Annotated in this window: 23 protein-coding genes; 17 read left to right on the top strand and 6 right to left on the bottom strand. The window is 57.8% G+C overall.

What is annotated here, in order from left to right:
* Nucleotides 1–35: 35 nt before the first annotated feature.
* From AC3WP4_RS09455 to AC3WP4_RS09440, 4 genes are all read right to left on the bottom strand, one after another.
* Complete coding sequence (locus AC3WP4_RS09455; protein WP_102615570.1) at nt 36–1025, bottom strand: ornithine cyclodeaminase family protein; 990 nt, start codon at nt 1023–1025, stop codon at nt 36–38.
* Between the two features lie 108 nt (nt 1026–1133).
* Nucleotides 1134–1658 carry a MaoC family dehydratase gene (locus AC3WP4_RS09450; RefSeq protein WP_102615569.1) on the bottom strand — a complete coding sequence of 175 codons (525 nt, stop codon included), beginning with the start codon at nt 1656–1658 and terminating at the stop codon, nt 1134–1136.
* A gap of 10 nt (nt 1659–1668) precedes the next feature.
* On the bottom strand, nt 1669–2499 hold the full coding sequence (locus tag AC3WP4_RS09445) for an HpcH/HpaI aldolase/citrate lyase family protein (RefSeq protein WP_232252196.1): 831 nt from the start codon (nt 2497–2499) through the stop codon (nt 1669–1671).
* 6 nt (nt 2500–2505) lie between these two features.
* Complete coding sequence (locus AC3WP4_RS09440) at nt 2506–3744, bottom strand: aminotransferase class I/II-fold pyridoxal phosphate-dependent enzyme (protein ID WP_074878210.1); 1239 nt, start codon at nt 3742–3744, stop codon at nt 2506–2508.
* 397 nt (nt 3745–4141) lie between these two features.
* Between AC3WP4_RS09440 and AC3WP4_RS09435 the strand changes: the two genes are divergently transcribed.
* From AC3WP4_RS09435 to AC3WP4_RS09355, 17 genes are all read left to right on the top strand, one after another.
* Nucleotides 4142–4903, top strand: a complete 762-nt coding sequence (locus AC3WP4_RS09435; protein ID WP_074878212.1) for an SDR family NAD(P)-dependent oxidoreductase — start codon at nt 4142–4144, stop codon at nt 4901–4903.
* Between the two features lie 483 nt (nt 4904–5386).
* Complete coding sequence (locus AC3WP4_RS09430) at nt 5387–5800, top strand: NADH-quinone oxidoreductase subunit A (protein ID WP_008146033.1); 414 nt, start codon at nt 5387–5389, stop codon at nt 5798–5800.
* 10 nt (nt 5801–5810) lie between these two features.
* Nucleotides 5811–6485, top strand: a complete 675-nt coding sequence (locus tag AC3WP4_RS09425) for a NuoB/complex I 20 kDa subunit family protein (protein ID WP_008146035.1) — start codon at nt 5811–5813, stop codon at nt 6483–6485.
* A 72-nt stretch (nt 6486–6557) separates the two neighbouring features.
* Nucleotides 6558–8342 carry an NADH-quinone oxidoreductase subunit C/D gene (nuoC, locus tag AC3WP4_RS09420; protein ID WP_074878214.1) on the top strand — a complete coding sequence of 595 codons (1785 nt, stop codon included), beginning with the start codon at nt 6558–6560 and terminating at the stop codon, nt 8340–8342.
* 2 nt (nt 8343–8344) lie between these two features.
* Complete coding sequence (gene nuoE / locus AC3WP4_RS09415) at nt 8345–8842, top strand: NADH-quinone oxidoreductase subunit NuoE (RefSeq protein ID WP_008146039.1); 498 nt, start codon at nt 8345–8347, stop codon at nt 8840–8842.
* A complete protein-coding gene (nuoF, locus tag AC3WP4_RS09410; RefSeq protein ID WP_008146041.1) occupies nt 8839–10194 on the top strand; it encodes an NADH-quinone oxidoreductase subunit NuoF in 1356 nt (451 codons plus the stop codon). The genes nuoE and nuoF overlap by 4 nt, the downstream gene beginning before the upstream one ends.
* 137 nt (nt 10195–10331) lie before the next feature.
* Nucleotides 10332–13046: an NADH-quinone oxidoreductase subunit NuoG gene (gene nuoG, locus AC3WP4_RS09405; RefSeq protein ID WP_074878216.1), complete on the top strand. Its 2715-nt coding sequence runs from the start codon at nt 10332–10334 to the stop codon at nt 13044–13046.
* The gene (gene nuoH / locus AC3WP4_RS09400) at nt 13043–14050 is read left to right on the top strand and encodes an NADH-quinone oxidoreductase subunit NuoH (RefSeq protein WP_074878218.1); all 1008 of its coding nucleotides are present in this window, start codon (nt 13043–13045) and stop codon (nt 14048–14050) included. Before nuoG ends, nuoH begins: the two co-directional genes overlap by 4 nt.
* Nucleotides 14051–14062: 12 nt before the next feature.
* Nucleotides 14063–14608, top strand: a complete 546-nt coding sequence (gene nuoI / locus AC3WP4_RS09395; protein WP_200889382.1) for an NADH-quinone oxidoreductase subunit NuoI — start codon at nt 14063–14065, stop codon at nt 14606–14608.
* Nucleotides 14609–14617: 9 nt separating this feature from the next.
* The gene (gene nuoJ, locus AC3WP4_RS09390) at nt 14618–15121 is read left to right on the top strand and encodes an NADH-quinone oxidoreductase subunit J (RefSeq protein WP_007905076.1); all 504 of its coding nucleotides are present in this window, start codon (nt 14618–14620) and stop codon (nt 15119–15121) included.
* A gap of 2 nt (nt 15122–15123) precedes the next feature.
* Nucleotides 15124–15432, top strand: a complete 309-nt coding sequence (gene nuoK / locus AC3WP4_RS09385) for an NADH-quinone oxidoreductase subunit NuoK (protein ID WP_007946416.1) — start codon at nt 15124–15126, stop codon at nt 15430–15432.
* Entirely contained in the window at nt 15429–17282 is a 1854-nt protein-coding gene (gene nuoL / locus AC3WP4_RS09380) for an NADH-quinone oxidoreductase subunit L (protein ID WP_074878221.1), read from the top strand. The genes nuoK and nuoL overlap by 4 nt, the downstream gene beginning before the upstream one ends.
* A 40-nt stretch (nt 17283–17322) precedes the next feature.
* A complete protein-coding gene (nuoM, locus tag AC3WP4_RS09375) occupies nt 17323–18855 on the top strand; it encodes an NADH-quinone oxidoreductase subunit M (protein WP_102615568.1) in 1533 nt (510 codons plus the stop codon).
* 7 nt (nt 18856–18862) lie between these two features.
* Nucleotides 18863–20326: an NADH-quinone oxidoreductase subunit NuoN gene (gene nuoN / locus AC3WP4_RS09370; RefSeq protein WP_033057078.1), complete on the top strand. Its 1464-nt coding sequence runs from the start codon at nt 18863–18865 to the stop codon at nt 20324–20326.
* Between the two features lie 207 nt (nt 20327–20533).
* Nucleotides 20534–20968: a type II toxin-antitoxin system Phd/YefM family antitoxin gene (locus AC3WP4_RS09365; RefSeq protein WP_256581146.1), complete on the top strand. Its 435-nt coding sequence runs from the start codon at nt 20534–20536 to the stop codon at nt 20966–20968.
* Nucleotides 20965–21342, top strand: a complete 378-nt coding sequence (locus tag AC3WP4_RS09360; protein WP_074878228.1) for a type II toxin-antitoxin system VapC family toxin — start codon at nt 20965–20967, stop codon at nt 21340–21342. Before AC3WP4_RS09365 ends, AC3WP4_RS09360 begins: the two co-directional genes overlap by 4 nt.
* Nucleotides 21343–21660: 318 nt before the next feature.
* Complete coding sequence (locus AC3WP4_RS09355; protein WP_102615567.1) at nt 21661–22986, top strand: OprD family porin; 1326 nt, start codon at nt 21661–21663, stop codon at nt 22984–22986.
* Between the two features lie 172 nt (nt 22987–23158).
* On the opposite strand, the gene AC3WP4_RS09350 is transcribed toward AC3WP4_RS09355, so the two are convergent.
* Complete coding sequence (locus AC3WP4_RS09350) at nt 23159–23491, bottom strand: DUF2790 domain-containing protein (protein ID WP_076027926.1); 333 nt, start codon at nt 23489–23491, stop codon at nt 23159–23161.
* Between the two features lie 79 nt (nt 23492–23570).
* On the bottom strand, nt 23571–23771 hold the full coding sequence (locus AC3WP4_RS09345; protein WP_076027927.1) for a co-regulatory protein PtrA N-terminal domain-containing protein: 201 nt from the start codon (nt 23769–23771) through the stop codon (nt 23571–23573).
* Nucleotides 23772–23814: the final 43 nt, after the last annotated feature.

The following is a 23814-nucleotide window of genomic DNA, read 5'->3' as shown; positions in this document are numbered from 1 at the left end:
TGATTGCTGTTTCAAACGTCCCGGTTTAACTACCCTCAAGTACTTAGATAGTTGCAGCTCATGCCGATGTGCTTTTCCTTGGCCAAGGCATAGATACAGGTAGCAGTCACCATATCTTGACTGGCATGCCCGACGCTGCGGAAGTAACTCAGACCACGCTTCAGCATTGCCGGCGGAGAATGATCGGCAACCAATGCACTCATCTCACGGATGTCCTTTTCGCCGATTATCGATAACGCTAAAGCCTGAGAAATTTCTCCCGACTCACATCGAGCGGAACCCAGATGGTCAACATGAACCTGAGCATCAGCCAACATTGCAGGGTCGATCTCACACGCCAGCAGCGAACTGCCACCAATGGCGTTTACATGGGCGGATGGTTTCAGTTGGTGCGCCATAATCAGCGGTTGCGCACGATCATGGGACGTTGTCGTGCAGACGATGTCAGCATCGGCCAGCGCCTCATCCATACTTCGCACCGCAGTGATCGGCAGCGACAGTTCATTGGAAAGACGTTCGGCCAAAGCGACACTTTGATTAAATCGACGCGAATACACCTTGATCCACCCCAACTCCCGGATGGTGGTCATCGCTCTTATATGCGCCGCAGCTTGGGTACCGGCACCGATGACGGCCAAATTAAGCCACTCATGCGGGCAAAGCTTGTCCGTCGCCAAGGCACTCATGGCACTGGTACGGAGGGCAGTAAGGGTCGCCCCGTCGAGTATCGCCAGTAACTGCCCGGTTTCGATATCCATTAATAAAACCGCGCCATTGACTGACGATAACCCCCGCTCTGCGTTGCCTGGATGAAATGACGACACCTTAATCCCCAGTGTCTGGCTCTGGGGTATAAATGCCGGCATGAACAGTGAGAAAGCTCTTTGTCGCTCATGTGTAATGATCAAACGTTGTGGGACCACCGGGGACGCCAACGCAAACCCTCTATGAGCCTCCTCCAGTGCCAGGACAAGCCTTGGAAAATTGATACACCGCTCAATGTCTTCACTGTTCAGAAGCAGCATGGCAATTCCTTGTTCCATTGATGCTGTTCGAAAGGGCCTGTCATTCCTGGAGCTGCGGTTGGTCACCGCCAGCCAGGTCTGCGACCAGAATCTCGGAATGGCGCTGCCTTATCCGACGGGGTAGTCCTGCGACATACCGTTCCGGGGAACTAGGAATGTACGCAAGTAAGTGATCACCGGTGTTCCATCCTGCTTGCGTCCAATGACCTTGATGGTGACGATGCCTTGCCCTGGACGCGACCGGGATTCGCGCTTGGAAACCACCTCACTCTCAGCGTACAAGGTGTCACCAACATAGACCGGGTTCGGCAATCGAATCTCGTCCCAGCCCAGATTTGCGATCGCACGCGCACTCATGGTTGCCACTGTCATTCCGCTGACAATGGACAGTGTCACCGAACTGTTGACCAACAACTTCTTGAATTCGGTTTGCTGTGCATACGCAAGATCGATATGCGCAGGATGGTTATTCATATTGATAAATGACTGCCAGATGTTATCCAACTCCGTTACGGTACGGCCGGGCCGGTGCTCGAAAATATCACCCACCACAAACTGTTCGTAATGCAGGCCATAGGACTCGCGATATCGATTTTCACCGATCCGCTCGTGGGCCAGAATCATCGGTTCCATTGCCTTCTCCTCACCGACCCAACTCTTGAGCGCGCTGGATCAATTTTCTTGCTTGTTTTACAAACGGAGGCCCCACCATCAGGTTCTTCAATTTCGTAATTTTTTCGCCGCTGTTTTCCGAAGCCTGCACAATTGCCAATGCATGCTCATATTCAGCAACGGACGGAGTGAAGACTTCATTGATAGTGGATATTTGCTTTGGATGAATGGCCGTCTTGCCACTGAAACCCAACTCCCGGACGTCACGGCACTCTTGCAGAAGTCCCATCTCATCATCGAGTTTGAAGTAGGCGGTGTCGAACACAGGGATCCTCGCCGCACTGCCAGCCGAGACGATGCTCGCGCGAGCATGCAGCATATTGGCCCAACCTCCGATAGTGACACCCAGGCTGGCCGCATAGTCGGCGGAGCCGAAGATCAGTCCATCAGCACTGGACGCGATGGTGTGAATATCACGTAGACAGGCTGGCGTCTCAACCGTAACCAGAATCTTTGGGCTCTCTCCGTCGCGGCTCAAATTGGCCCGTACAATATCTATTTCAGCAGCCGCCTCGGTCATCGCCATGACGATGAACTCGGGTCGCTGATCAAGCGATTGCACCAGCAGCAGATCAAGCAATCCCTGATTATCGCGCAGAGGGTTAATTCGCAGCGCCGTGCGCTGCGAGACATGGCCACGGTAGAACTGCTCGACACACAACCGTGCTTGAACCTTCTGTGGGAGTGGCACGCCATCCTCCAGGTCAATCACCATTACATCAGTCAGATTATTCTTAGCGTATTGCCCGGGGTACAAAGCAGAGCAGTACAGTAAGCTTCTTGGTGTGGGATTGATCATCATGTCCTCTCAATACTGGGCTGGTTTCAAGCTCAGACGAACCCTTTCGATCTCCGCCTTAACTGCGGAGCAGAACCCCAGAACATCGCCTTGGGACATGTCTGCACGCATCATCACGCGCAAACCGGATTTATTCCTGGCCACAATCGGGAAGAAGACTGCCGAGGTGTAATACCCACGCTTGAATACCCCCTCGGAAACGCCAATCGCCATATCCGGACTGTCCAAGGGAATAACCCGAATAGGCAAACCCGATCCCGCGTGTTCCGTCACAAACAAGCTGTCGAACAGGCGGATATTGGAATTGAGTTTCTCCTGCAAAACGGCCAGTTCACTGGTCTTGTGAATATCCAGGGAAGCCATGGCCGCGCCAACAGTGGCGGGGTTTACATATTGCGAATAGGACATCGGCCCGCCAAAACGGCGGAAAACCTCGTGATAATTGGACTTTTCCGACATATATATACCGCCACCATTGGCACCAAACGCCTTGGCCAATGAATAAACCAGTATGGTTCGCGGATTAAGCTCAGGCATGAAAGTACGAATATAGCCCTCTCCCTTCTCGCCATAGGCACTTAATGAATGAGAATCATCGAAGTATAGAAATAGCCCATATTTGTCCTGCAAAGCCAACAGTCGCTCAACAGGCGCACTTCCCCCCATACTGTAAGCACCGTCAGCAACATACGCGACCAAAGGATGGCGCTTACACATATCCTCAATAAAGTCGACATCATTATGATTGCAAGTGACAACTTGCGTTTCATCACCACAGATGGCCTTTACCTGATTCAGAGCAAAGTGGGCATGCTTATCAAAAATCAAAACAGGGCGCTGGCCATCAGTAAACATCCCGGCTGCCAGTAAGGGTAAAGACGCGACAATGCCCGCGCTGCAGGAAGTCGCGGTGAACGCTCGACAAGCAAAATGTGCCGATAAGGCTTCTTCAAGTTCATCGAGTTCTTTCAGCCTTATTCTGATACGTGAGGTGGGCAAATTCACAGTACCGCAACTCAACACATAATCTGCGGCACGTCGAGCCAGACGCTCATCGACTTCAAGACCCAAATATGAACACGAGCACATATTCATGAATAAATGACCATTCTGGTCCTGCATACGTCCCTGCTGAGCATGCTTGATACTCAAATCGGTCAGCCCCGAATTTTGCGCAAGCGCCCAAGAGGGATTACCGATCTCTACCGACCTGGCGGTGTTTATAAACTTATTTATTTGCTCAGACATACATGACCTCTCTCTATGGACTTAAGAGTCAGACCAATACTGATTTCAATGCCATCTATCTAGCCATCTAATTTACCTAATGGCAGCGTACTATCAATCTCATAAAATCAAATTCCACCAATGCTTAGGAAAGTTCGCTCATTGAAAAGTGAATGATCCGTAGGAATTTTCTGAGAATTTCCGCTCATATTCAAAACACAACAGATAACCGCGTCCGCCCCCCACAAACTTGGAATAAAAACCCCAACCCAGAACCGCAACACGAGGCAACAAACGAAGACACTACTATTAGAATTCACGCTAGCAAAAAGCGACGCACCGTCTACATTCAAGTATCACGCCATATTCATACGTTATGCACACGACCAGCAAACTCTCTGCGGAGTATTAACTCATCATGAATGGAAGACTAAGAGGCAAGCGAGCGCTTATAACAGGTGCATCGGCAGGCATTGGAAGAGCTATAGCCGAAACCTACATTGCCCAGGGCGCCGATGTTTTCATTACCGCCCGCACTGACGAGGCTGGGGCTCGTGCAGTAATTGCATTAGCTGAACAAGTTGGCCAGCGGGCCGGCTTCACCCTTATGGATGCCGCAAGCACCAGCATTGATGCACTCTTTGAAGAAGCGCAAGCAGCCGTTGGTCCCTTGGATATACTCGTCAACAATCCGGCATTCATAACCCGTACTCCGTTTCTTGAGCTGAGCGAAGACGAGTACGAACGCACCCTTGCGGTCAACCTCCGCTTTCCATTTTTTATGGCTCAACGCTTTGCAAAAGACTGCATCGCTCGCAAACAGGGCGGCAGCATCATTAACATTTCATCGGTCAGTGCCTTCAAGGCGGTCAGTCGAATGTCAGCTTATCAGGCAAGCAAAGCAGCACTGTCGATGCTTACTCGAAGCTGCGCGGTAGAACTGGCACCCTATGGCATCAGAGTCAACACGATTTCACCGGGGCTGACCGCGACCAGTGGTAACGCCAATCAGTGGCGGGACTCCCCAGAGATTTGGCAAAACAGGAAAAAGGAGATTCCCATGCAGCGTGCTGGAATGCCTGCAGATATGGCAGGCGCTGCCATCCTGCTGGCATCTGATGAGTCATCTTGGATGACCGGTGCGGATCTGGTAATCGATGGGGGACACAGCTGCACATAAAGAACCCGGAAAGTCGCGGGGCACGCTGATCGCCGCACCGCCGGCTGCCACAGGGAATGCGAGAAGCCGCAAACGGTGCGGAAAACCTTGATCCGGAGCATTTTCTCGATCAGGAAAAGAAGGTAAAACGACCCCGGCCACTACTTGTAGTAACGCGCATATAAGACAACTTTCCGACCCTCACCCCATTAGACAGTTTGAAAACCGGCACAAACAGTATTGATTATCATTTAGCTGTCGCTATATTCGTTACATTCCCAACAAAACAATATTGATGAAATTCCGGCTAATGCCCGAACCGCATGGGCTGCGGAGCTTTGGAGGTACGCTATGTCCTTATTCCTGTAAATAATTTCGCTATCTGAATTTTACTTGCACGGTGTTGTGCCATAAAATCAGCGGGATTGATTGCTGCGACATATCGTCACTGCTTTATTTCTTTTCAAGCTCAGAGACCTTTGCTCTCTGTTAAGGATTACCAGCATGCCCGAAGCGACAGGACTCATGGCCCACAACTGGGGCTTTGCCATTTTCCTTCTGGGCGTTGTCGGCCTTTGTGCCTTCATGCTCGGCGTTTCCAGCCTCCTTGGGTCAAAAGCCTGGGGCCGCAGCAAAAACGAACCGTTCGAATCCGGCATGCTGCCTACAGGTGGCGCCCGTCTGCGGCTCTCTGCAAAATTCTATCTGGTCGCGATGCTCTTCGTGATCTTCGATATCGAAGCCCTTTTTCTCTTTGCCTGGTCTGTGTCCGTCCGCGAAAGCGGCTGGACCGGATTCGTCGAAGCTCTCGTTTTCATAGCAATTCTGTTGGCAGGTCTTGTCTACCTATTTCGAGTGGGCGCCCTTGACTGGGCTCCGGCAGCTCGTCTTAAGCGGCAAGCGAAGCTGAAACAATGAGGCTTTGGCAATGCAATACAATCTCACCAGGATCGACCCCGATGCTCCTAACGAGCAGTATCCGATTGGCGAACGGGAAACCGTTTCCGATCCGTTAGAAGATCAAGTCCACAAAAACATTTTCATGGGCAAGCTCGAAGACGTGCTTAACGGCACGATCAACTGGGGGCGCAAGAACTCCCTGTGGCCGTACAACTTCGGTCTTTCGTGCTGCTACGTGGAAATGACCACCGCCTTCACGGCGCCCCACGACATCGCGCGCTTTGGCGCCGAGGTTATCCGGGCATCGCCGCGTCAGGCGGATTTCATGGTTATCGCCGGTACCTGCTTCATCAAGATGGCGCCGATCATCCAGCGTCTCTACGAGCAAATGCTCGAACCTAAATGGGTTATCTCCATGGGTTCGTGCGCCAACTCCGGTGGCATGTACGACATCTACTCCGTCGTTCAAGGGGTGGACAAGTTCCTGCCCGTGGACGTCTACGTGCCTGGCTGCCCGCCCCGCCCAGAAGCTTTTTTGCAAGGCTTGATGCTCTTGCAGGAGTCGATTGGACAGGAGCGTCGTCCGCTTTCCTGGGTCGTCGGCGATCAAGGCGTGTACCGCGCCGAGATGCCTTCGCAAAAGGAACAGCGCCGCGAACAGCGAATCGCAGTCACCAACCTGCGCAGCCCCGACGAAGTCTGATCCAGACCTGCTTCTTTTATAGAACGAGAACCTGGCTTCATTCTTTACGTTGACCGAAAGCGATAAATAACCATGACTACAGGCAGTGCTCTGTACATCCCGCCTTATAAGGCAGACGACCAGGATGTGGTCGTCGAACTGAACAACCGTTTTGGCCCCGAGGCGTTCACCGCCCAGCCTACTCGCACCGGCATGCCGGTGCTTTGGGTTGCCCGCGCCAAACTCGTCGAAGTCCTGACCTTCCTGCGCAACCTGCCCAAGCCGTACGTCATGCTTTATGACCTGCACGGCGTGGACGAGCGTCTGCGCACCAAGCGTCAAGGGCTGCCAAGCGGCGCCGACTTCACTGTGTTCTATCACTTGATGTCGATCGAGCGTAATAGTGACGTAATGATCAAGGTCGCCTTGTCCGAGAGCGACCTCAGCGTGCCGACCGTGACCGGCATCTGGCCGAACGCCAACTGGTACGAGCGTGAAGTGTGGGACATGTACGGCATCAACTTTGCCGGTCACCCGCACCTGACCCGCATCATGATGCCGCCGACCTGGGAAGGTCACCCGTTGCGCAAGGACTTCCCGGCACGTGCCACCGAGTTCGACCCGTTCAGCCTGACCCTGGCCAAGCAACAGCTTGAGGAAGAGGCCGCGCGCTTCAAGCCTGAAGACTGGGGCATGAAGCGTTCCGGTGCGAACGAGGACTACATGTTCCTCAACCTCGGTCCTAACCACCCTTCCGCGCACGGTGCGTTCCGCATCATTCTGCAGCTGGACGGTGAAGAGATCGTCGACTGCGTGCCGGACGTCGGTTACCACCACCGTGGTGCCGAGAAGATGGCCGAGCGTCAGTCCTGGCACAGCTTCATTCCGTACACCGACCGTATCGACTACCTCGGCGGCGTGATGAACAACCTGCCGTACGTGCTCTCGGTCGAGAAGCTGGCCGGCATCAAGGTGCCTGAGAAGGTCGACGTCATCCGCATCATGATGGCCGAGTTCTTCCGGATCACCAGCCACCTGCTGTTCCTGGGGACTTACATCCAGGACGTCGGCGCCATGACCCCGGTGTTCTTCACGTTCACCGACCGTCAGAAGGCGTACACGGTGATCGAAGCCATTACCGGTTTCCGTCTGCACCCGGCCTGGTACCGCATCGGTGGCGTCGCTCACGACCTGCCGCGTGGCTGGGAAAAACTGGTGAAAGACTTCATCGACTGGATGCCAAAGCGTCTGGACGAATACCAGAAAGCCGCACTGGACAACAGCATCCTGCGTGGCCGGACCATCGGCGTCGCCGCCTACAACACCAAAGAAGCCCTGGAATGGGGCGTCACCGGTTCCGGCCTGCGTTCGACCGGTTGCGATTTCGACCTGCGCAAGGCTCGCCCGTACTCCGGTTACGAGAACTTCGAATTCGAAGTACCGCTGGCGGCCAATGGCGATGCCTACGACCGTTGCATCGTGCGTGTCGAAGAAATGCGCCAGAGCCTGAAGATCATCGAGCAGTGCATGCGCAACATGCCGGAAGGCCCGTACAAGGCGGATCACCCGCTGACCACGCCGCCACCGAAAGAGCGCACCCTGCAGCACATCGAGACCCTGATCACGCACTTCCTGCAAGTTTCGTGGGGCCCGGTCATGCCGGCCAACGAATCCTTCCAGATGATTGAAGCGACCAAGGGCATCAACAGTTATTACCTGACGAGCGATGGCGGCACCATGAGCTACCGCACCCGGATTCGCACCCCAAGCTTCCCGCACCTGCAGCAGATCCCTTCGGTGATCAAAGGCAGCATGGTCGCGGACTTGATTGCGTACCTGGGTAGTATCGATTTCGTTATGGCCGACGTGGACCGCTAAGCATGAACAGCACGCTTATCCAGACAGACCGTTTCGCCCTGAGCGAAACCGAGCGCTCGGCCATCGAGCACGAGCTGCATCACTACGAAGACCCGCGCGCGGCGTCGATCGAAGCCTTGAAGATCGTCCAGAAGGAACGTGGCTGGGTGCCTGATGGCGCGCTCTACGCCATCGGCGAGATCCTCGGCATCCCGGCCAGCGACGTTGAAGGCGTGGCGACGTTCTATAGCCAGATCTTCCGTCAGCCGGTCGGCCGTCACATCATTCGCGTCTGCGACAGCATGGTCTGCTACATCGGCGGCCATGAATCGGTAGTCAGCGAAATCCAGAGCAATCTGGGCATCGGCTTGGGTCAGACCACCGCCGACGGTCGTTTCACCCTGCTGCCGGTCTGCTGCCTCGGCAACTGCGACAAGGCGCCGGCGTTGATGATCGACGACGACACATTCGGTGATGTGCAGCCTGCCGGCGTTGCCAAATTGCTCGAGGGCTACGTATGACCCTGACTTCCTTCGGTCCAGCCAACCGCATCAAGCGGTCGGCCGAGACTCACCCGCTCACCTGGCGTCTGCGTGACGACGGCGAAGCCGTTTGGCTCGACGAGTACCAGGCCAAGAACGGTTACGCCGCTGCGCGCAAGGCCTTCGCCGACATGGCTCAGGACGACATCGTCCAGACCGTGAAGGACTCCGGTCTTAAAGGTCGCGGCGGTGCAGGCTTCCCCACAGGCGTGAAGTGGGGCCTGATGCCCAAGGACGAATCCATCAACATCCGCTACCTGCTGTGCAACGCGGACGAGATGGAACCGAACACCTGGAAAGACCGCATGCTGATGGAGCAACTGCCCCATCTGCTGATCGAAGGCATGCTGATCAGTGCTCGCGCGCTGAAAACCTACCGTGGCTACATCTTCCTGCGTGGCGAATACACCACCGCCGCCAAGCACCTGAACCGTGCCGTCGAAGAAGCCAAGGCAGCGGGCCTGCTGGGCAAGAACATCCTGGGCAGCGGCTTCGATTTCGAGCTGTTCGTCCACACCGGCGCCGGGCGTTACATCTGCGGTGAAGAAACCGCACTGATCAACTCCCTCGAAGGCCGCCGCGCCAACCCGCGCTCCAAGCCGCCCTTCCCTGCCGCCGTGGGCGTGTGGGGCAAGCCGACTTGCGTGAACAACGTTGAAACCCTGTGCAACGTGCCGGCGATCATTGCCGACGGCGTGGACTGGTACAAATCGTTGGCCCGCGAAGGCAGTGAAGACATGGGCACCAAGCTCATGGGCTTCTCCGGCAAGGTCAAGAACCCGGGCCTGTGGGAATTGCCGTTCGGCGTCACCGGTCGCGAGTTGTTCGAAGACTACGCCGGCGGCATGCGCGACGGTTACAAGCTCAAGTGCTGGCAGCCTGGTGGCGCCGGTACCGGTTTCCTGTTGCCGGAACACCTGGACGCGCAAATGTACGCCGGCGGCATCGCCAAAGTGGGCACCCGTATGGGTACCGGCCTGGCCATGGCGGTGGACGACAGCGTCAACATGGTTTCCCTGCTGCGCAACATGGAAGAGTTCTTCTCCCGCGAATCCTGCGGTTTCTGCACCCCGTGCCGTGACGGTTTGCCGTGGAGCGTCAAGCTGCTGCGCGCGATCGAGAACGGTGAAGGGCAAGCCGGCGATATCGAGACCCTGCTGGGTCTGGTCGGTTTCCTCGGCCCAGGCAAGACCTTCTGTGCTCACGCACCGGGCGCCGTGGAGCCGTTGGGCAGCGCAATCAAATACTTCCGCCATGAGTTCGAAGCCGGCATCGCGCCTACCAGCGCCGTCGTCCCGCCTCTGGCAAGGCCGATCGTAGTCGGCGCGTAAACGCTTAAAGAAGCGAAGGGTCCGTGCCCTTCGCTTTGTCGTGTGATGACGCCTTGAACGGCTGTGTTGATTCACGCGAACAACAAGATTCCATTAGCCACGCCCGCTGACACCGGGCCAACGAAGAACTTTGAACCATGGCCACTATCCACGTAGACGGCAAAGAGCTCGAAGTCGATGGGGCAGACAACCTGTTACAGGCATGTCTGTCGCTAGGCCTCGATATCCCTTATTTCTGCTGGCACCCAGCCCTTGGCAGCGTTGGCGCTTGCCGCCAGTGCGCGGTCAAGCAGTACACCGACGAAAACGACAAGCGTGGTCGGATCGTCATGTCGTGCATGACCCCCGCCACCGACGGCAGCTGGATCTCCATCGATGACGAAGAAGCGAAAGTGTTTCGCGCCAGCGTCGTTGAATGGCTGATGACCAACCACCCTCACGACTGCCCGGTCTGTGAGGAAGGCGGTCACTGCCATCTGCAAGACATGACAGTGATGACCGGCCACAACGAGCGCCGTTATCGCTTCACCAAGCGTACTCACCAGAACCAGCAACTGGGCCCGTTCATTTCCCACGAAATGAACCGCTGCATCGCTTGCTACCGCTGCGTGCGCTTCTATAAAGACTACGCTGGCGGCACCGACCTCGGCGTATTCGGCGCCCACGACAACGTGTACTTCGGTCGCGTTGAAGACGGCACCCTCGAAAGCGAGTTCTCCGGCAACCTCACCGAGGTCTGCCCGACCGGTGTGTTCACCGACAAGACTCACTCCGAACGCTACAACCGCAAGTGGGACATGCAGTTCTCGCCGAGCATCTGTCATGGCTGCTCCAGCGGTTGCAACATTTCCCCGGGCGAGCGCTACGGTGAACTGCGTCGTATCGAAAACCGTTTCAACGGTTCGGTAAACCAGTACTTCCTGTGCGACCGTGGCCGTTTCGGCTACGGCTACGTCAACCGCGAAGACCGCCCGCGTCAGCCAAAGCTGGCCAACGGCGCCAAGCTGACCCTCGATGAAGCGCTGGATAAAGCCGCCGATCTGCTGCGCGGTCGCAACATCGTCGGTATCGGTTCGCCGCGTGCCAGCCTCGAAAGCAACTACGCGTTGCGCGAACTGGTCGGCGCCGAGCACTTCTACTCCGGTATCGAAGCCGGCGAGCTGGAACGCATTCGTCTGGTCATGCAGGTGCTCAAAGACAGCCCGCTGCCGATCCCGAACATGCGCGACATCGAAGACCACGACGCGATCTTCGTCCTCGGCGAAGACCTGACCCAGACCGCTGCGCGCATGGCCCTGTCCCTGCGTCAATCGGTCAAAGGCAAAGCCGAAGACATGGCCGACGCCATGCGCGTTCAGCCTTGGCTCGACGCTGCCGTGAAGAACATCGGTCAGAACGCGCTGAACCCGCTGTTCATCGCCAGCCTGGCTGAAACCAAGCTCGACGACATCGCTGAAGAATGCGTTCACGCTGCGCCAGACGACCTGGCCCGCATCGGTTTCGCCGTGGCTCACGCCCTCGATGCCAGCGCGCCTGCCGTAGAAGGCCTGGACGCTGAAGCTCTCGAGTTGGCCAAGCGCATTGCCGACGCCCTGCTCGCCGCCAAGCGTCCGCTGATCATTGCCGGCACCTCGTTGGGTTCCAAGGCGCTGATCGAAGCCGCGGCGAACATCGCCAAGGCCCTGAAGCTGCGCGAGAAGAACGGTTCCATCAGCCTGATCGTGCCGGAGGCCAACAGCCTCGGCCTGGCCATGCTCGGTGGCGACTCGGTCGATGCCGCGCTGCAAGCGGTGATCGACGGCAAGGCCGACGCCATCGTCGTGCTGGAAAACGATCTGTACACCCGTACCGACAAAGCCCGTGTCGATGCTGCCCTGAACGCCGCGAAAGTGGTAATCGTGGCGGACCATCAGAAGACCGCTACCAGCGATCGTGCGCACCTGGTTCTGCCAGCTGCCAGCTTCGCTGAAGGCGACGGTACGCTGGTCAGCCAGGAAGGCCGCGCCCAGCGCTTCTTCCAGGTCTTCGACCCGACTTACCTCGACGCAAGCATCATGGTTCACGAAGGCTGGCGCTGGCTGCATGCCCTGCGCGCTACCCTGTTGAGCCAGCCGATCGACTGGACCCAACTGGACCACGTCACCGCTGCCTGTGCCGCAAGCACTCCGCAACTGGCCGGCATCGTCAGCGCCGCACCGTCCGCCGCGTTCCGTATCAAAGGCCTGAAACTGGCTCGCGAACCGCTGCGTTACTCCGGTCGTACTGCCATGCGCGCCGATATCAGCGTGCACGAACCGCGCACTTCCCAAGATAACGACACCGCGTTCTCGTTCTCCATGGAAGGTTACTCGGGCTCGGCCGAACCGCGTCAGCAAGTGCCATTCGCCTGGTCTCCGGGCTGGAACTCGCCGCAAGCCTGGAACAAGTTCCAGGACGAAGTCGGTGGTCATATCCGCGCTGGCGACCCGGGCACCCGCCTGATCGAAAGCACCGGTGATTCGCTGAACTGGTTCGCCAGTGTTCCTCGCGCGTTCAACCCGGCGCCGGGCACCTGGCAGGTCGTGCCGTTCTTCCACCTGTTCGGCAGCGAAGAGAACTCTTCCAAAGCCGCGCCGGTTCAGGAACGCATCCCGGCCGCTTACGTGTCGCTGGCCAAATCAGAAGCCGACCGCCTGGGTGTCAATGACGGTGCCTTGCTGAGCTTGAGCGTTGCTGGCCAGACCCTGCGTCTGCCACTGCGCATCAACGAAGAGCTGGGTGCCGGCTTGGTCGCATTGCCGGCCGGTATCGCCGGCATTCCGCCAGCGATCTTTGGCAAATCCGTTGACGGTCTGCAGGAGGCAGCTCAATGACCTGGTTCACGCCTGAAGTGATTGACGTGATCATCGCGGTCCTCAAGGCCATCGTGATTCTGCTCGCCGTGGTGGTGTGCGGCGCGCTGCTGAGCTGGGTCGAGCGTCGTCTGCTCGCCCTCTGGCAGGACCGTTACGGTCCGAACCGCGTCGGCCCGTTCGGCGCGTTCCAGATTGCGGCCGACATGATCAAGATGTTCTTCAAGGAAGACTGGACCCCGCCGTTCGCCGACAAGGTGATCTTCACCTTGGCGCCGGTCGTGGCCATGAGCGCCTTGCTGATTGCCTTCGCGATCATCCCGATCACCCCGACCTGGGGTGTGGCGGACATCAACATCGGCATCCTGTTCTTCTTCGCCATGGCTGGTCTGTCGGTCTACGCGGTGCTGTTCGCCGGCTGGTCGAGCAACAACAAGTTCGCCCTGTTGGGCAGCTTGCGGGCCTCGGCACAAACCGTGTCGTACGAAGTGTTCATGGGCCTGTCGCTGATGGGCATCGTGATCCAGGTCGGCTCGTTCAACATGCGCGACATCGTTGAATACCAGGCGCAGAACATGTGGTTCATCATTCCGCAGATCTTCGGTTTCCTGACCTTCTTCATTGCCGGCGTCGCTGTGACTCACCGTCACCCGTTCGACCAGCCGGAAGCGGAGCAGGAACTGGCCGACGGTTACCACATTGAATACGCCGGCATGAAATGGGGCATGTTCTTCGTCGGTGAGTACATCGGCATCGTGCTGATTTCGGCGCTGCTGGTGACCCTGTTCTTCGGTGGCTGGCACGGTCCGTTCGGCATTCTGCCGCAGATCCCGTTCATCTGGTTCGCACTGAAAACCGCGTTCTTCATCATGTTCTTCATCCTGCTGCGCGCTTCGATTCCGCGCCCACGGTATGACCAAGTGATGGATTTCAGCTGGAAGTTCTGCCTGCCGCTGACCCTCGTCAACATGCTGGTGACCGCTGCGATCGTGTTGCTCAACACGCCCGCTGTCGCGGCTCAGTGAGGATAGAGAATCATGAAGTACATATTTGACATCGTGCATGGCTTCTTCACCCAGCTTCGCAGCCTGGTGATGATCTTCGGCCACGCCTTCCGCAAGCGCGACACGCTGCAATACCCGGAAGAGGCGGTTTACCTGCCGCCGCGCTTCCGTGGCCGCATCGTGCTGACCCGCGACCCCGACGGCGAAGAGCGCTGTGTAGCCTGCAACCTGTGCGCCGTGGCGTGCCCGGTTGGCTGCATCTCGCTGCAGAAAGCTGAAACCGATGACGGTCGCTGGTACCCGGAATTTTTCCGTATCAACTTCTCGCGCTGCATTTTCTGCGGCCTCTGCGAGGAAGCCTGCCCGACCACCGCGATCCAGCTGACACCGGATTTCGAGATGGCCGAGTTCAAACGTCAGGACCTGGTGTACGAGAAAGAAGATCTGCTGATCTCCGGCCCCGGCAAAAACCCTGATTACAACTTCTATCGTGTTGCAGGTATGGCGATTGCCGGTAAGCCAAAAGGCTCCGCGCAAAATGAAGCCGAACCGATCAACGTGAAGAGCTTGCTGCCTTAAGGAAGAAAGATGGAATTCGCTTTCTATTTCGCATCGGGTATCGCTGTTGTGTCCACGCTTCGCGTGATCACCAACACCAACCCCGTGCACGCCCTGCTCTACCTGATCATTTCGCTGATTGCCGTGGCGATGACGTTTTTCGCCCTCGGCGCACCGTTTGCCGGTGTGCTCGAAGTGATCGCCTACGCTGGCGCCATCATGGTGCTGTTCGTGTTCGTGGTGATGATGCTGAACCTGGGCCCGGCCTCGGTTCAGCAAGAGCGCGTCTGGCTCAAGCCCGGCATCTGGCTCGGCCCGGTCGCGCTCGGGACCCTGCTGCTGGTTGAACTGCTGTACGTGCTGTTCAGCGACGCCAGCGGCCAGGCCATCGGCCACACCACCGTAGACGCCAAGGCCGTGGGCATCAGCCTGTTCGGTCCTTATCTGCTGGTGGTCGAACTCGCCTCGATGCTGCTGCTCGCCGCAGCCGTCACGGCGTTCCACTTGGGCCGCAACGAAGCCAAGGAGCAATGACGATGCCTGCTATCCCTATGGAGCATGGTCTGGCGGTCGCCGGCATCCTGTTCTGCCTCGGTCTGGTCGGCCTGATGGTCCGGCGCAACATTCTTTTCGTGCTGATGAGCCTGGAGGTCATGATGAATGCCTCCGCACTGGCCTTCATCGTTGCCGGTAGCCGCTGGGCGCAGCCGGATGGACAGATCATGTTCATCCTGGTGATCAGCCTGGCAGCCGCCGAGGCCAGTATTGGCCTGGCGATTCTGTTGCAGCTGTATCGCCGCTTCCACACTCTCGATATCGACGCTGCCAGCGAGATGCGCGGATGAATCTTCTCTATCTGACTTTCGTATTCCCTCTCATAGGTTTCCTGCTGCTGGCGTTCTCACGCGGCCGTTTTTCGGAAAACCTGTCGGCGCTGATCGGCGTCGGTTCCATCGGCTTGTCGGCCATCGTCACGGCTTATGTGATCTGGCAATTCAACGTCGCGCCACCTGAAGGCGGTCACTACACCATGGTGTTGTGGCAGTGGATGGCGGTGGAAGGCTTTACGCCTAACTTCGCGCTGTACCTGGATGGTCTGTCCCTGACCATGCTTGGTGTGGTGGTCGGCGTCGGCTTCCTGATCCACCTGTTCGCGTCCTGGTACATGCGCGGTGAAGCCGGTTACTCGCGCTTCTTCGCCTACACCAACCTGTTTATCGCCAGCATGCTGTTCCTGGTCCTGGGCGATAACCTGTTGTTCCTGTACTTCGGCTGGGAAGGTGTGGGCCTGTGCTCGTATCTGTTGATCGGTTTCTACTACAGCAACCGCAACAACGGTAACGCGGCACTCAAAGCCTTCATCGTGACCCGGATCGGCGACGTGTTCATGGCCATCGGCCTGTTCATCCTGTTCGCGCAACTGGGCACGCTGAACATCCAGGAACTGCTGGTGCTGGCACCGCAGAAATTCCAGGCCGGCGACTTCTGGATGGTCATGGCGACCCTGATGCTGCTGGGCGGCGCTGTCGGTAAATCGGCGCAACTGCCGCTGCAAACCTGGCTGGCGGATGCGATGGCCGGTCCTACTCCGGTTTCGGCACTGATCCACGCCGCGACCATGGTAACTGCCGGTGTCTACCTGATCGCCCGTACTCACGGCCTGTTCACCCTGGCGCCGGAGATCCTGCACCTGGTTGGCGTTGTCGGCGGTGTGACCCTGGTACTCGCCGGTTTTGCCGCACTGGTCCAGACCGACATCAAACGTATCCTCGCCTACTCGACCATGAGCCAGATCGGCTACATGTTCCTGGCATTGGGCGTTGGTGCCTGGGATGGCGCGATCTTCCACCTGATGACCCACGCCTTCTTCAAGGCGCTGCTGTTCCTTGCGTCCGGTGCGGTGATCGTTGCCTGCCACCACGAGCAGAACATCTTCAAGATGGGCGGCCTGTGGAAGAAACTGCCACTGGCCTACGCCAGCTTCATCGTCGGCGGCGCGGCTCTGGCGGCGTTGCCACTGGTGACCGCGGGCTTCTACTCCAAGGACGAAATCCTCTGGGAAGCGTTCGCCAGCGGCAACAACGGTCTGCTCTATGCAGGTCTGGTCGGCGCGTTCATGACCTCGCTGTACACCTTCCGCCTGATCTTCATCGCGTTCCACGGTGAATTGAAGACCGAAGCGCACGCCGGTCACGGCATCGCTCACTGGCTGCCGCTGTCGGTGCTGATCGTATTGTCGACCGCCATTGGCGCGATGATCGTTCCGCCGCTGCACGGTGTGCTGCCAGAAAGCGTCGGCCATGCCGGCGGCGACGCCAAGCACAGCCTGGAAATCGCCTCGGGCGCTATCGCCCTGGCCGGGATCCTGCTGGCCGCCTTGCTGTTCCTCGGCAAGCGTCGTTTCGTCACTGCTATCGCCAACAGCGGCATCGGCCGCTTCCTTTCGGCCTGGTGGTTCGCTGCCTGGGGCTTCGACTGGATCTACGACAAACTGTTCGTCAAGCCATACCTTGCGCTCAGCCACGCACTGCGCAGAGACCCGCTCGACCAGACCATCGGTCTGATCCCGCGTATGGCCAAAGGCGGTCACACCGCCCTGAGTCGTACCGAAACCGGTCAACTGCGTTGGTACGCGGCATCGATGGCAGCCGGCTCCGTGCTGGTCATCGGCGCCATCGTGCTGGTAGCGGTCTGAATATGAACCTTGCGAACTTGCGAAAGGAATTGAGCCCGTCATGATTCTGCCTTGGCTAATCCTGATCCCCTTCATCGGCGGCCTGCTGTGCTGGATGGGTGAGCGCTTCGGCGCTACCCTCCCCCGCTGGATTGCGCTGTTGACCATGACCCTGGAACTCGCACTCGGCCTCTGGCTGTGGGCCCACGGTGATTATTCATTTGCTCCGGCGCCTGGCGCCGATCCGACCTGGGTGCTCGAGTTCAAGCACATCTGGATCGAGCGCTTCGGCATCAGCGTGCACCTGGCCCTCGACGGCCTGTCGCTGTTGATGATCCTGCTGACCGGCCTGCTGGGTATCCTCTCGGTACTTTGCTCGTGGAAAGAGATCCAGCGTCACGTTGGTTTCTTCCACTTGAACCTGATGTGGATCCTGGGCGGTGTCGTCGGCGTGTTCCTCGCCCTCGACCTGTTCATGTTCTTCTTCTTCTGGGAAATGATGCTGGTGCCGATGTACTTCCTCATCGCGCTCTGGGGTCACAGTTCTTCGGACGGCAAGAAAACCCGGATCTACGCGGCGACCAAGTTCTTCATCTTCACCCAGGCTTCCGGCCTGATCATGTTGGTGGCGATCCTGGGCCTGGTCCTGGTCAACTTCGACGAAACCGGCGTGATTACCTTCAACTACGCCGACCTGTTGAAAACCAAGATGTCGTTGACCACCGAGTACATCCTGATGCTCGGCTTCTTCATCGCCTTCGCGGTGAAGCTGCCAGTGGTGCCGTTCCACTCCTGGTTGCCTGACGCTCACGCCCAGGCGCCAACAGCGGGTTCGGTCGACCTGGCCGGTATCTTGCTGAAAACCGCTGCTTACGGTCTGCTGCGTTTCGCCCTGCCGCTGTTCCCGAATGCCTCGGCCGAGTTTGCGCCGATCGCCATGACCCTGGGTCTGATCGGGATCTTCTACGGTGCGTTCCTGGCCTTCGCCCAAACCGACATCAAGCGCCTGATCGCCTACTCCTCCGTTTCCCACATGGGTTTCGTGTTGATCGGCATCTACTCCGGCAGCCAACTGGCCCTGCAGGGCGCGGTGATGCAGATGCTGGCGCACGGTCTGTCGGCGGCGGCACTCTTTATCCTCAGTGGTCAACTGTACGAGCGCACTCATACCCGCGACATGCGTGAGATGGGCGGCCTGTGGTCGAAGATCGCTTACCTGCCAGCCATCAGCCTGTTCTTCGCAGCCGCGTCGCTGGGCTTGCCGGGTACCGGTAACTTTGTGGGTGAGTTCCTGATCCTGATCGGCACGTTCCCGGCCGCCCCATGGATCACGATCATCGCGACGTCCGGCCTGGTGTTCGGTTCGGTCTACTCGCTGATCATGATCCACCGTGCCTACTTCGGCCCGTCCAAGTCGGACGCGGTGCTGCATGGCATGGATGGTCGCGAACTGATCATGGTGGTTGGGCTTGCGGCGCTGCTGATTTACATCGGCGTGTACCCGCAACCGTTCCTCGATACCTCTGCTGCGACGATGCATGGCGTGCAGCAATGGCTCGGTACCGCCTTCACTCAACTCGCTTCGGCCCGGTAAGAGCGCTATGGAATTCACGACTCAACACTTTATCGCGCTTGCGCCGTTGTTGATCACCAGCGCCACGATCATCGTGGTGATGCTGGCGATCGCCTGGCGCCGCAACCACTCGCAGACCTTCCTGATTTCCGTGGCGGGCCTGAACCTGGCATTGCTGTCGATCCTGCCAGCCCTGAAAGTCGCGCCTCTGGCCGTGACGCCATTGCTGCAGATCGACACCTTCGCTTGTCTGTACATGGCGCTGATCCTGGTCGCCACCCTCGCTTGTGTGACCCTCGCCCACGCCTACCTCGGCGATGGCGGTTCGGGTTACCCGGGCAACCGTGAAGAACTTTACCTGCTGATCCTGATGGCCGCTGCCGGTGGCCTGGTTCTGGTCAGCGCGCAGCACCTGGCCGGGTTGTTCATCGGTCTGGAACTGCTCTCGGTACCGGTCTACGGTCTGGTGGCGTATGCCTTCTTCAACAAGCGTTCGCTGGAAGCCGGCATCAAGTACATGGTGCTGTCGGCCGCCGGTTCCGCGTTCCTGTTGTTCGGCATGGCCCTGCTGTATGCCGACTCCGGCAGCCTGAGCTTCGTCGGTATCGGCCAGGCCCTCGCAGCCACCGGCCTGCCAAGCTCGCTGGCGCAACTGGGCCTGGGCATGATGCTGATCGGTCTGGCGTTCAAGCTGTCGCTGGTACCGTTCCACCTCTGGACCCCGGACGTTTACGAAGGTGCTCCGGCACCGGTGGCCGCGTTCCTGGCCACCGCGTCCAAAGTCGCTGTGTTCGCAGTGATGGTGCGTCTGTTCCAGATCTCGCCGGCTGCAAGCAGCGGTGTCCTGAGCGACGTGCTGACCATCATCGCCATCGCGTCGATCCTGTTCGGTAACCTGCTGGCACTGACCCAGAGCAACCTCAAGCGTCTTCTGGGTTACTCGTCCATCGCTCACTTCGGTTACCTGCTGATCGCCCTGGTGGCGAGCAAAGGCCTGGCCGTGGAAGCCATCGGCGTGTACCTGGTCACCTACGTGATCACCAGCCTCGGCGCGTTCGGCGTGATCACCCTGATGTCCTCGCCGTACAACGGCCGTGACGCGGATGCGCTGTACGAATACCGCGGCCTGTTCTGGCGCCGTCCGTACCTGACCGCCGTACTGACCGTGATGATGCTGTCCCTGGCCGGTATCCCGCTGACCGCGGGCTTCATCGGCAAGTTCTACATCATCGCTACCGGTGTCGAGTCGCACCAATGGTGGCTGGTCGGTTCCCTGGTTCTGGGCAGCGCCATCGGCGTCTTCTACTACCTGCGCGTGATGGTCACCCTGTACCTGATCGAACCGAACCTGCGTCGCCACGATGCACAACTGCACTGGGAACAACGTGCAGGCGGCGTGATGCTGCTGGCGATCGCCGCACTGGCGTTCTTCCTCGGTCTGTATCCGCAACCGTTGCTGGTGCTGGTTCAGCAGGCGGGGTTGGCGGGTTGATCGCTTAAGCGACACTTGGTAGAAAACAGAAACGGCACCTTCGGGTGCCGTTTTTGCGTTTGTGGGATTTGTTACTGCTGCCCTGCCCTCCTTCTCTAATCCCAGAAAGCTCTCGCGGAATCGTCAGGTTCGTCCTACAGCCAGAATTGGGGTAGTGCCTCTATCTTGAGTGCCTGCCGGACAGACAAACCGAAGCGAGGACGAGCAATGAAACGCGACATCTTTTATGAACTGGTAGACGGATCTGACGCTTTGGCCACTGGACGTCGGAACGAAGCTTCACCTGAGCGCTACGACATCAAACCGACCCTTTTGCCATTCGTCTGTGCTGACGTCTTGCGCAATTTTGCAGCTCCACAAAATTCTGGCTATATTTGTCCAGAATATAGGGAGGGGCGAATCATGATCATTGTTCCGTTAGCAGAAGCAAAAAACAATTTATCCAAACTCGTCGATGACGCAGCCGCCGGACAAGTCATCACGATCGCCAAACACGGCCGTCCCCTTGCCCGCCTGGTTCCAGTGGAAAGACCGCGCGGACAGCGAATTGGAGCGATGAAAGGCAAACTCATCCTTACCGACGGCTTCGACGCCGCTTTGCCAGACGACCTGCTGGATGCATTTGAAGGGCAGCAACCATGAGGGTGTTGCTCGATACCCATGTACTGCTCTGGACACTCGCCGACGATCAGAAATTATCTGGCAAAGCCCGACAACTCATTAATAACGCCACTGAAGTTTATGTCAGCGCCGCGACCTTCTGGGAAATGGCTATCAAGGTCGGTCTAGGAAAGCTAAGCGTTGATCTGGAGGAAATCCGCCAATACTGCATCCAAAGCGGATTTATTGAACTACCTGTTTCATCCGAACACGCCATTGCGGTGAAAGATCTGGAACCTCACCATCGTGATCCGTTCGACCGCCTCATCGTGGCCACTGCAATGACAGAACCGATGAAACTTCTTACTGCGGATCCAATGGTAGCCAAGTACACATCGTTGGCCATTTTGATTTGAGGCTGCTGGTCCCTAGGCAACGCAATAAAAAACGGGGCCTTCGGATTGTGTTGTTCCTTAACTGATTGCAAGGTTCAACTACCAAAAGCTGATGCTGATCACTGCTTCGGCAGAGATCGATCAGCTCGCAACCCTGACCTGAATGCTTAGGGCTTTTACTCCACCCACATAACGAAATTGTAATTCCCGCATCACCTTGGCGTTATCCGCAGCTTGCAACGATGTCACCCGGCGACCATGCCGGCGGGCCTTCTCCGCCGAACAATAAAAACCCACGCCGAAGCACGTTCCCGTTCTGCCGAACCCAAGGAGTGATTGATGGTTAACAATACAAAAATGTCGATGGCCGCTTTAGCGGTGGTGGTCGGCTCCGGACCGTCCATGGTGATGGCGGATGATAAAGCCGAAGGGTTTATCGAGGGCAGCAGCCTGACGGTGCTCAACCGTAACTTCTACTTCAACCGTGATCACCGCAACGGCCAGTCCAGCCCCACCGGCAATGGTTATTCCGAAGCCTGGGCCCAAGCGGTGATCAGCAAGTTCGAATCCGGGTTTACCCAAGGCACCGTCGGCGTCGGTGTCGATGCGTTTGCGATGATCGGTTTGAGGCTCGACACCGGTGACGGGCGCAACGGTGGCCGTAGTTCGTTTGATGTGCTGCCAGTCAACAATGATGGCGAGGCGCGCAATGAGTACACGAAGATGGGTGGCGCCGCCAAAGTGCGAGCCTTCGATACGGTGGTCAAGGTCGGTGACGTGTTCCCGGCCAACCCGGTGGTGGCGGCCGGTGACTCGCGCTTGCTGCCGGAGAGCTTTCGCGGCGTGACGGCGACCAACACCAGCATCGAAGGCCTGTCGATTCAGGGCGGTCGGTTGCATGCGATGAGCCAACCCGTGTCCAGCGACATGCGCGAGAACTTCGCCACGTTTTATGCCGGCCCGGTCAATTCGCCGTGGATCGCTTACGGCGGCGGCGACTATGCGCTGAACAAGAACCTCAGTTTCAGCCTGTACTCCAGCCGCCTCAAGGATGCCTGGAATCAGTACTACGCCGGCACTGCCTGGACCTATCCGCTATCGGATGACCTGTCGCTGTTTGGCGGCCTGAACTATTACAAGGCTGTCGACGAAGGCAAACAATTGCTCGGCAAGTTCGATAACAACATCTGGAGCGGCCGGGTCGGCGTGAAACTCGGCGCGCACTCCGTTGCGCTTTCGCACCAGCGCAACAACGGCAATGACGACTTCGATTACCTGCGTCAATCCGACTCGATCTTCCTCGACAACTCCATCCAGTACAGCGACTTCAACTCGCCCAAGGAACGTTCGTGGATGGTGCGCTACGACCTCGACATGACCACTTACGGTGTGCCGGGGCTATCGTTCATGACTCGTTACGCCCGAGGCACCGACGCCGATTACTCCAACGCCAACGCCGTGTACATGCGCCGCGATGCTGACGGCAATCCACTGACCGACCAGAAGCGCTGGGAGCGCGATGTCGAAGTCAAATACGTGGTGCAGAGCGGTTCGATGAAAGACCTGTCGCTGCGTTTGCGCCAGGCCACGACTCGCGCCACGGCGTTTGAATCGGATCTGGATGAAGTGCGGGTGATTGTCGAGTACCCGTTGGCGATTCTCTGATTGAGCGGTTGATACACATTCACCTTTAGAAGCTCCTTGCTCCTTTGGTAAGAGGTGAATCTTTGGCGTCCTTCGGGGCGCCTTTTTTATGTGCGCCTGAATAAAACCCGAAGGAGCTGCCGAAGATTCGGCAGCGCCTTCGGAGAATCCGGTCCTGGCCATCAAGGCGGTGTCAGCCGCCGCGATTGCGGCAATCCCCCGCCACGGTGTATTTGATGGTGTTGAGTTGGCCCTTGGAGTCTTCGTAGGTCATGGCGGTGGGGACTACGGCGCAGGCAGCTGGCGGGCGCACAACGCTCACCACTTTCACCACGTCCAGCTTCATTCCGTATTCGTAGTCCTTGACCACCGGCGCCGGTTTGCCCTGGTTGGCCGCGTACTGCTGCATGGCTTTGGTATTGGCACTCAGCGCCCGCTCGAACGTCCGGTCACCACCACCCTCGGCGAACACATTCAGGGACATCGCCAGCACGCTGGCGAACGTCATTGACTTAAGCACTTTCATATCCATTTCCTTCCAATCCTGGCCCATAAAAAAGCCCGGCATCGAGACTCGATGTCGGGCTTGTTCAAGTGCGATGCGCTTACAAGTCTTTGGTGTTGTCGTCTTTCTTTTCATTGACGACGACGGGGTCGCGAGCTTGTTCCTTGGCGACGAACAGTTCTACGGAGCGGTCATTGGCGGTCATCATTTTTTCGAAGGTCCGATCGCCGCCGCCTTCGGCCAAGGCCAGAGAAGACATCGCCAACGCTGCTGCAAAGGCACTGATTTGTGCGAATTTCATGTTTGATTCCTCGTTTAGTAGCTGACGGGATCAAGGTAACAAT

The sequence above is a fragment of the Pseudomonas sp. FW305-20 genome, from assembly GCF_058788075.1.
This window is presented reverse-complemented; position numbering and strand designations above follow the sequence as displayed.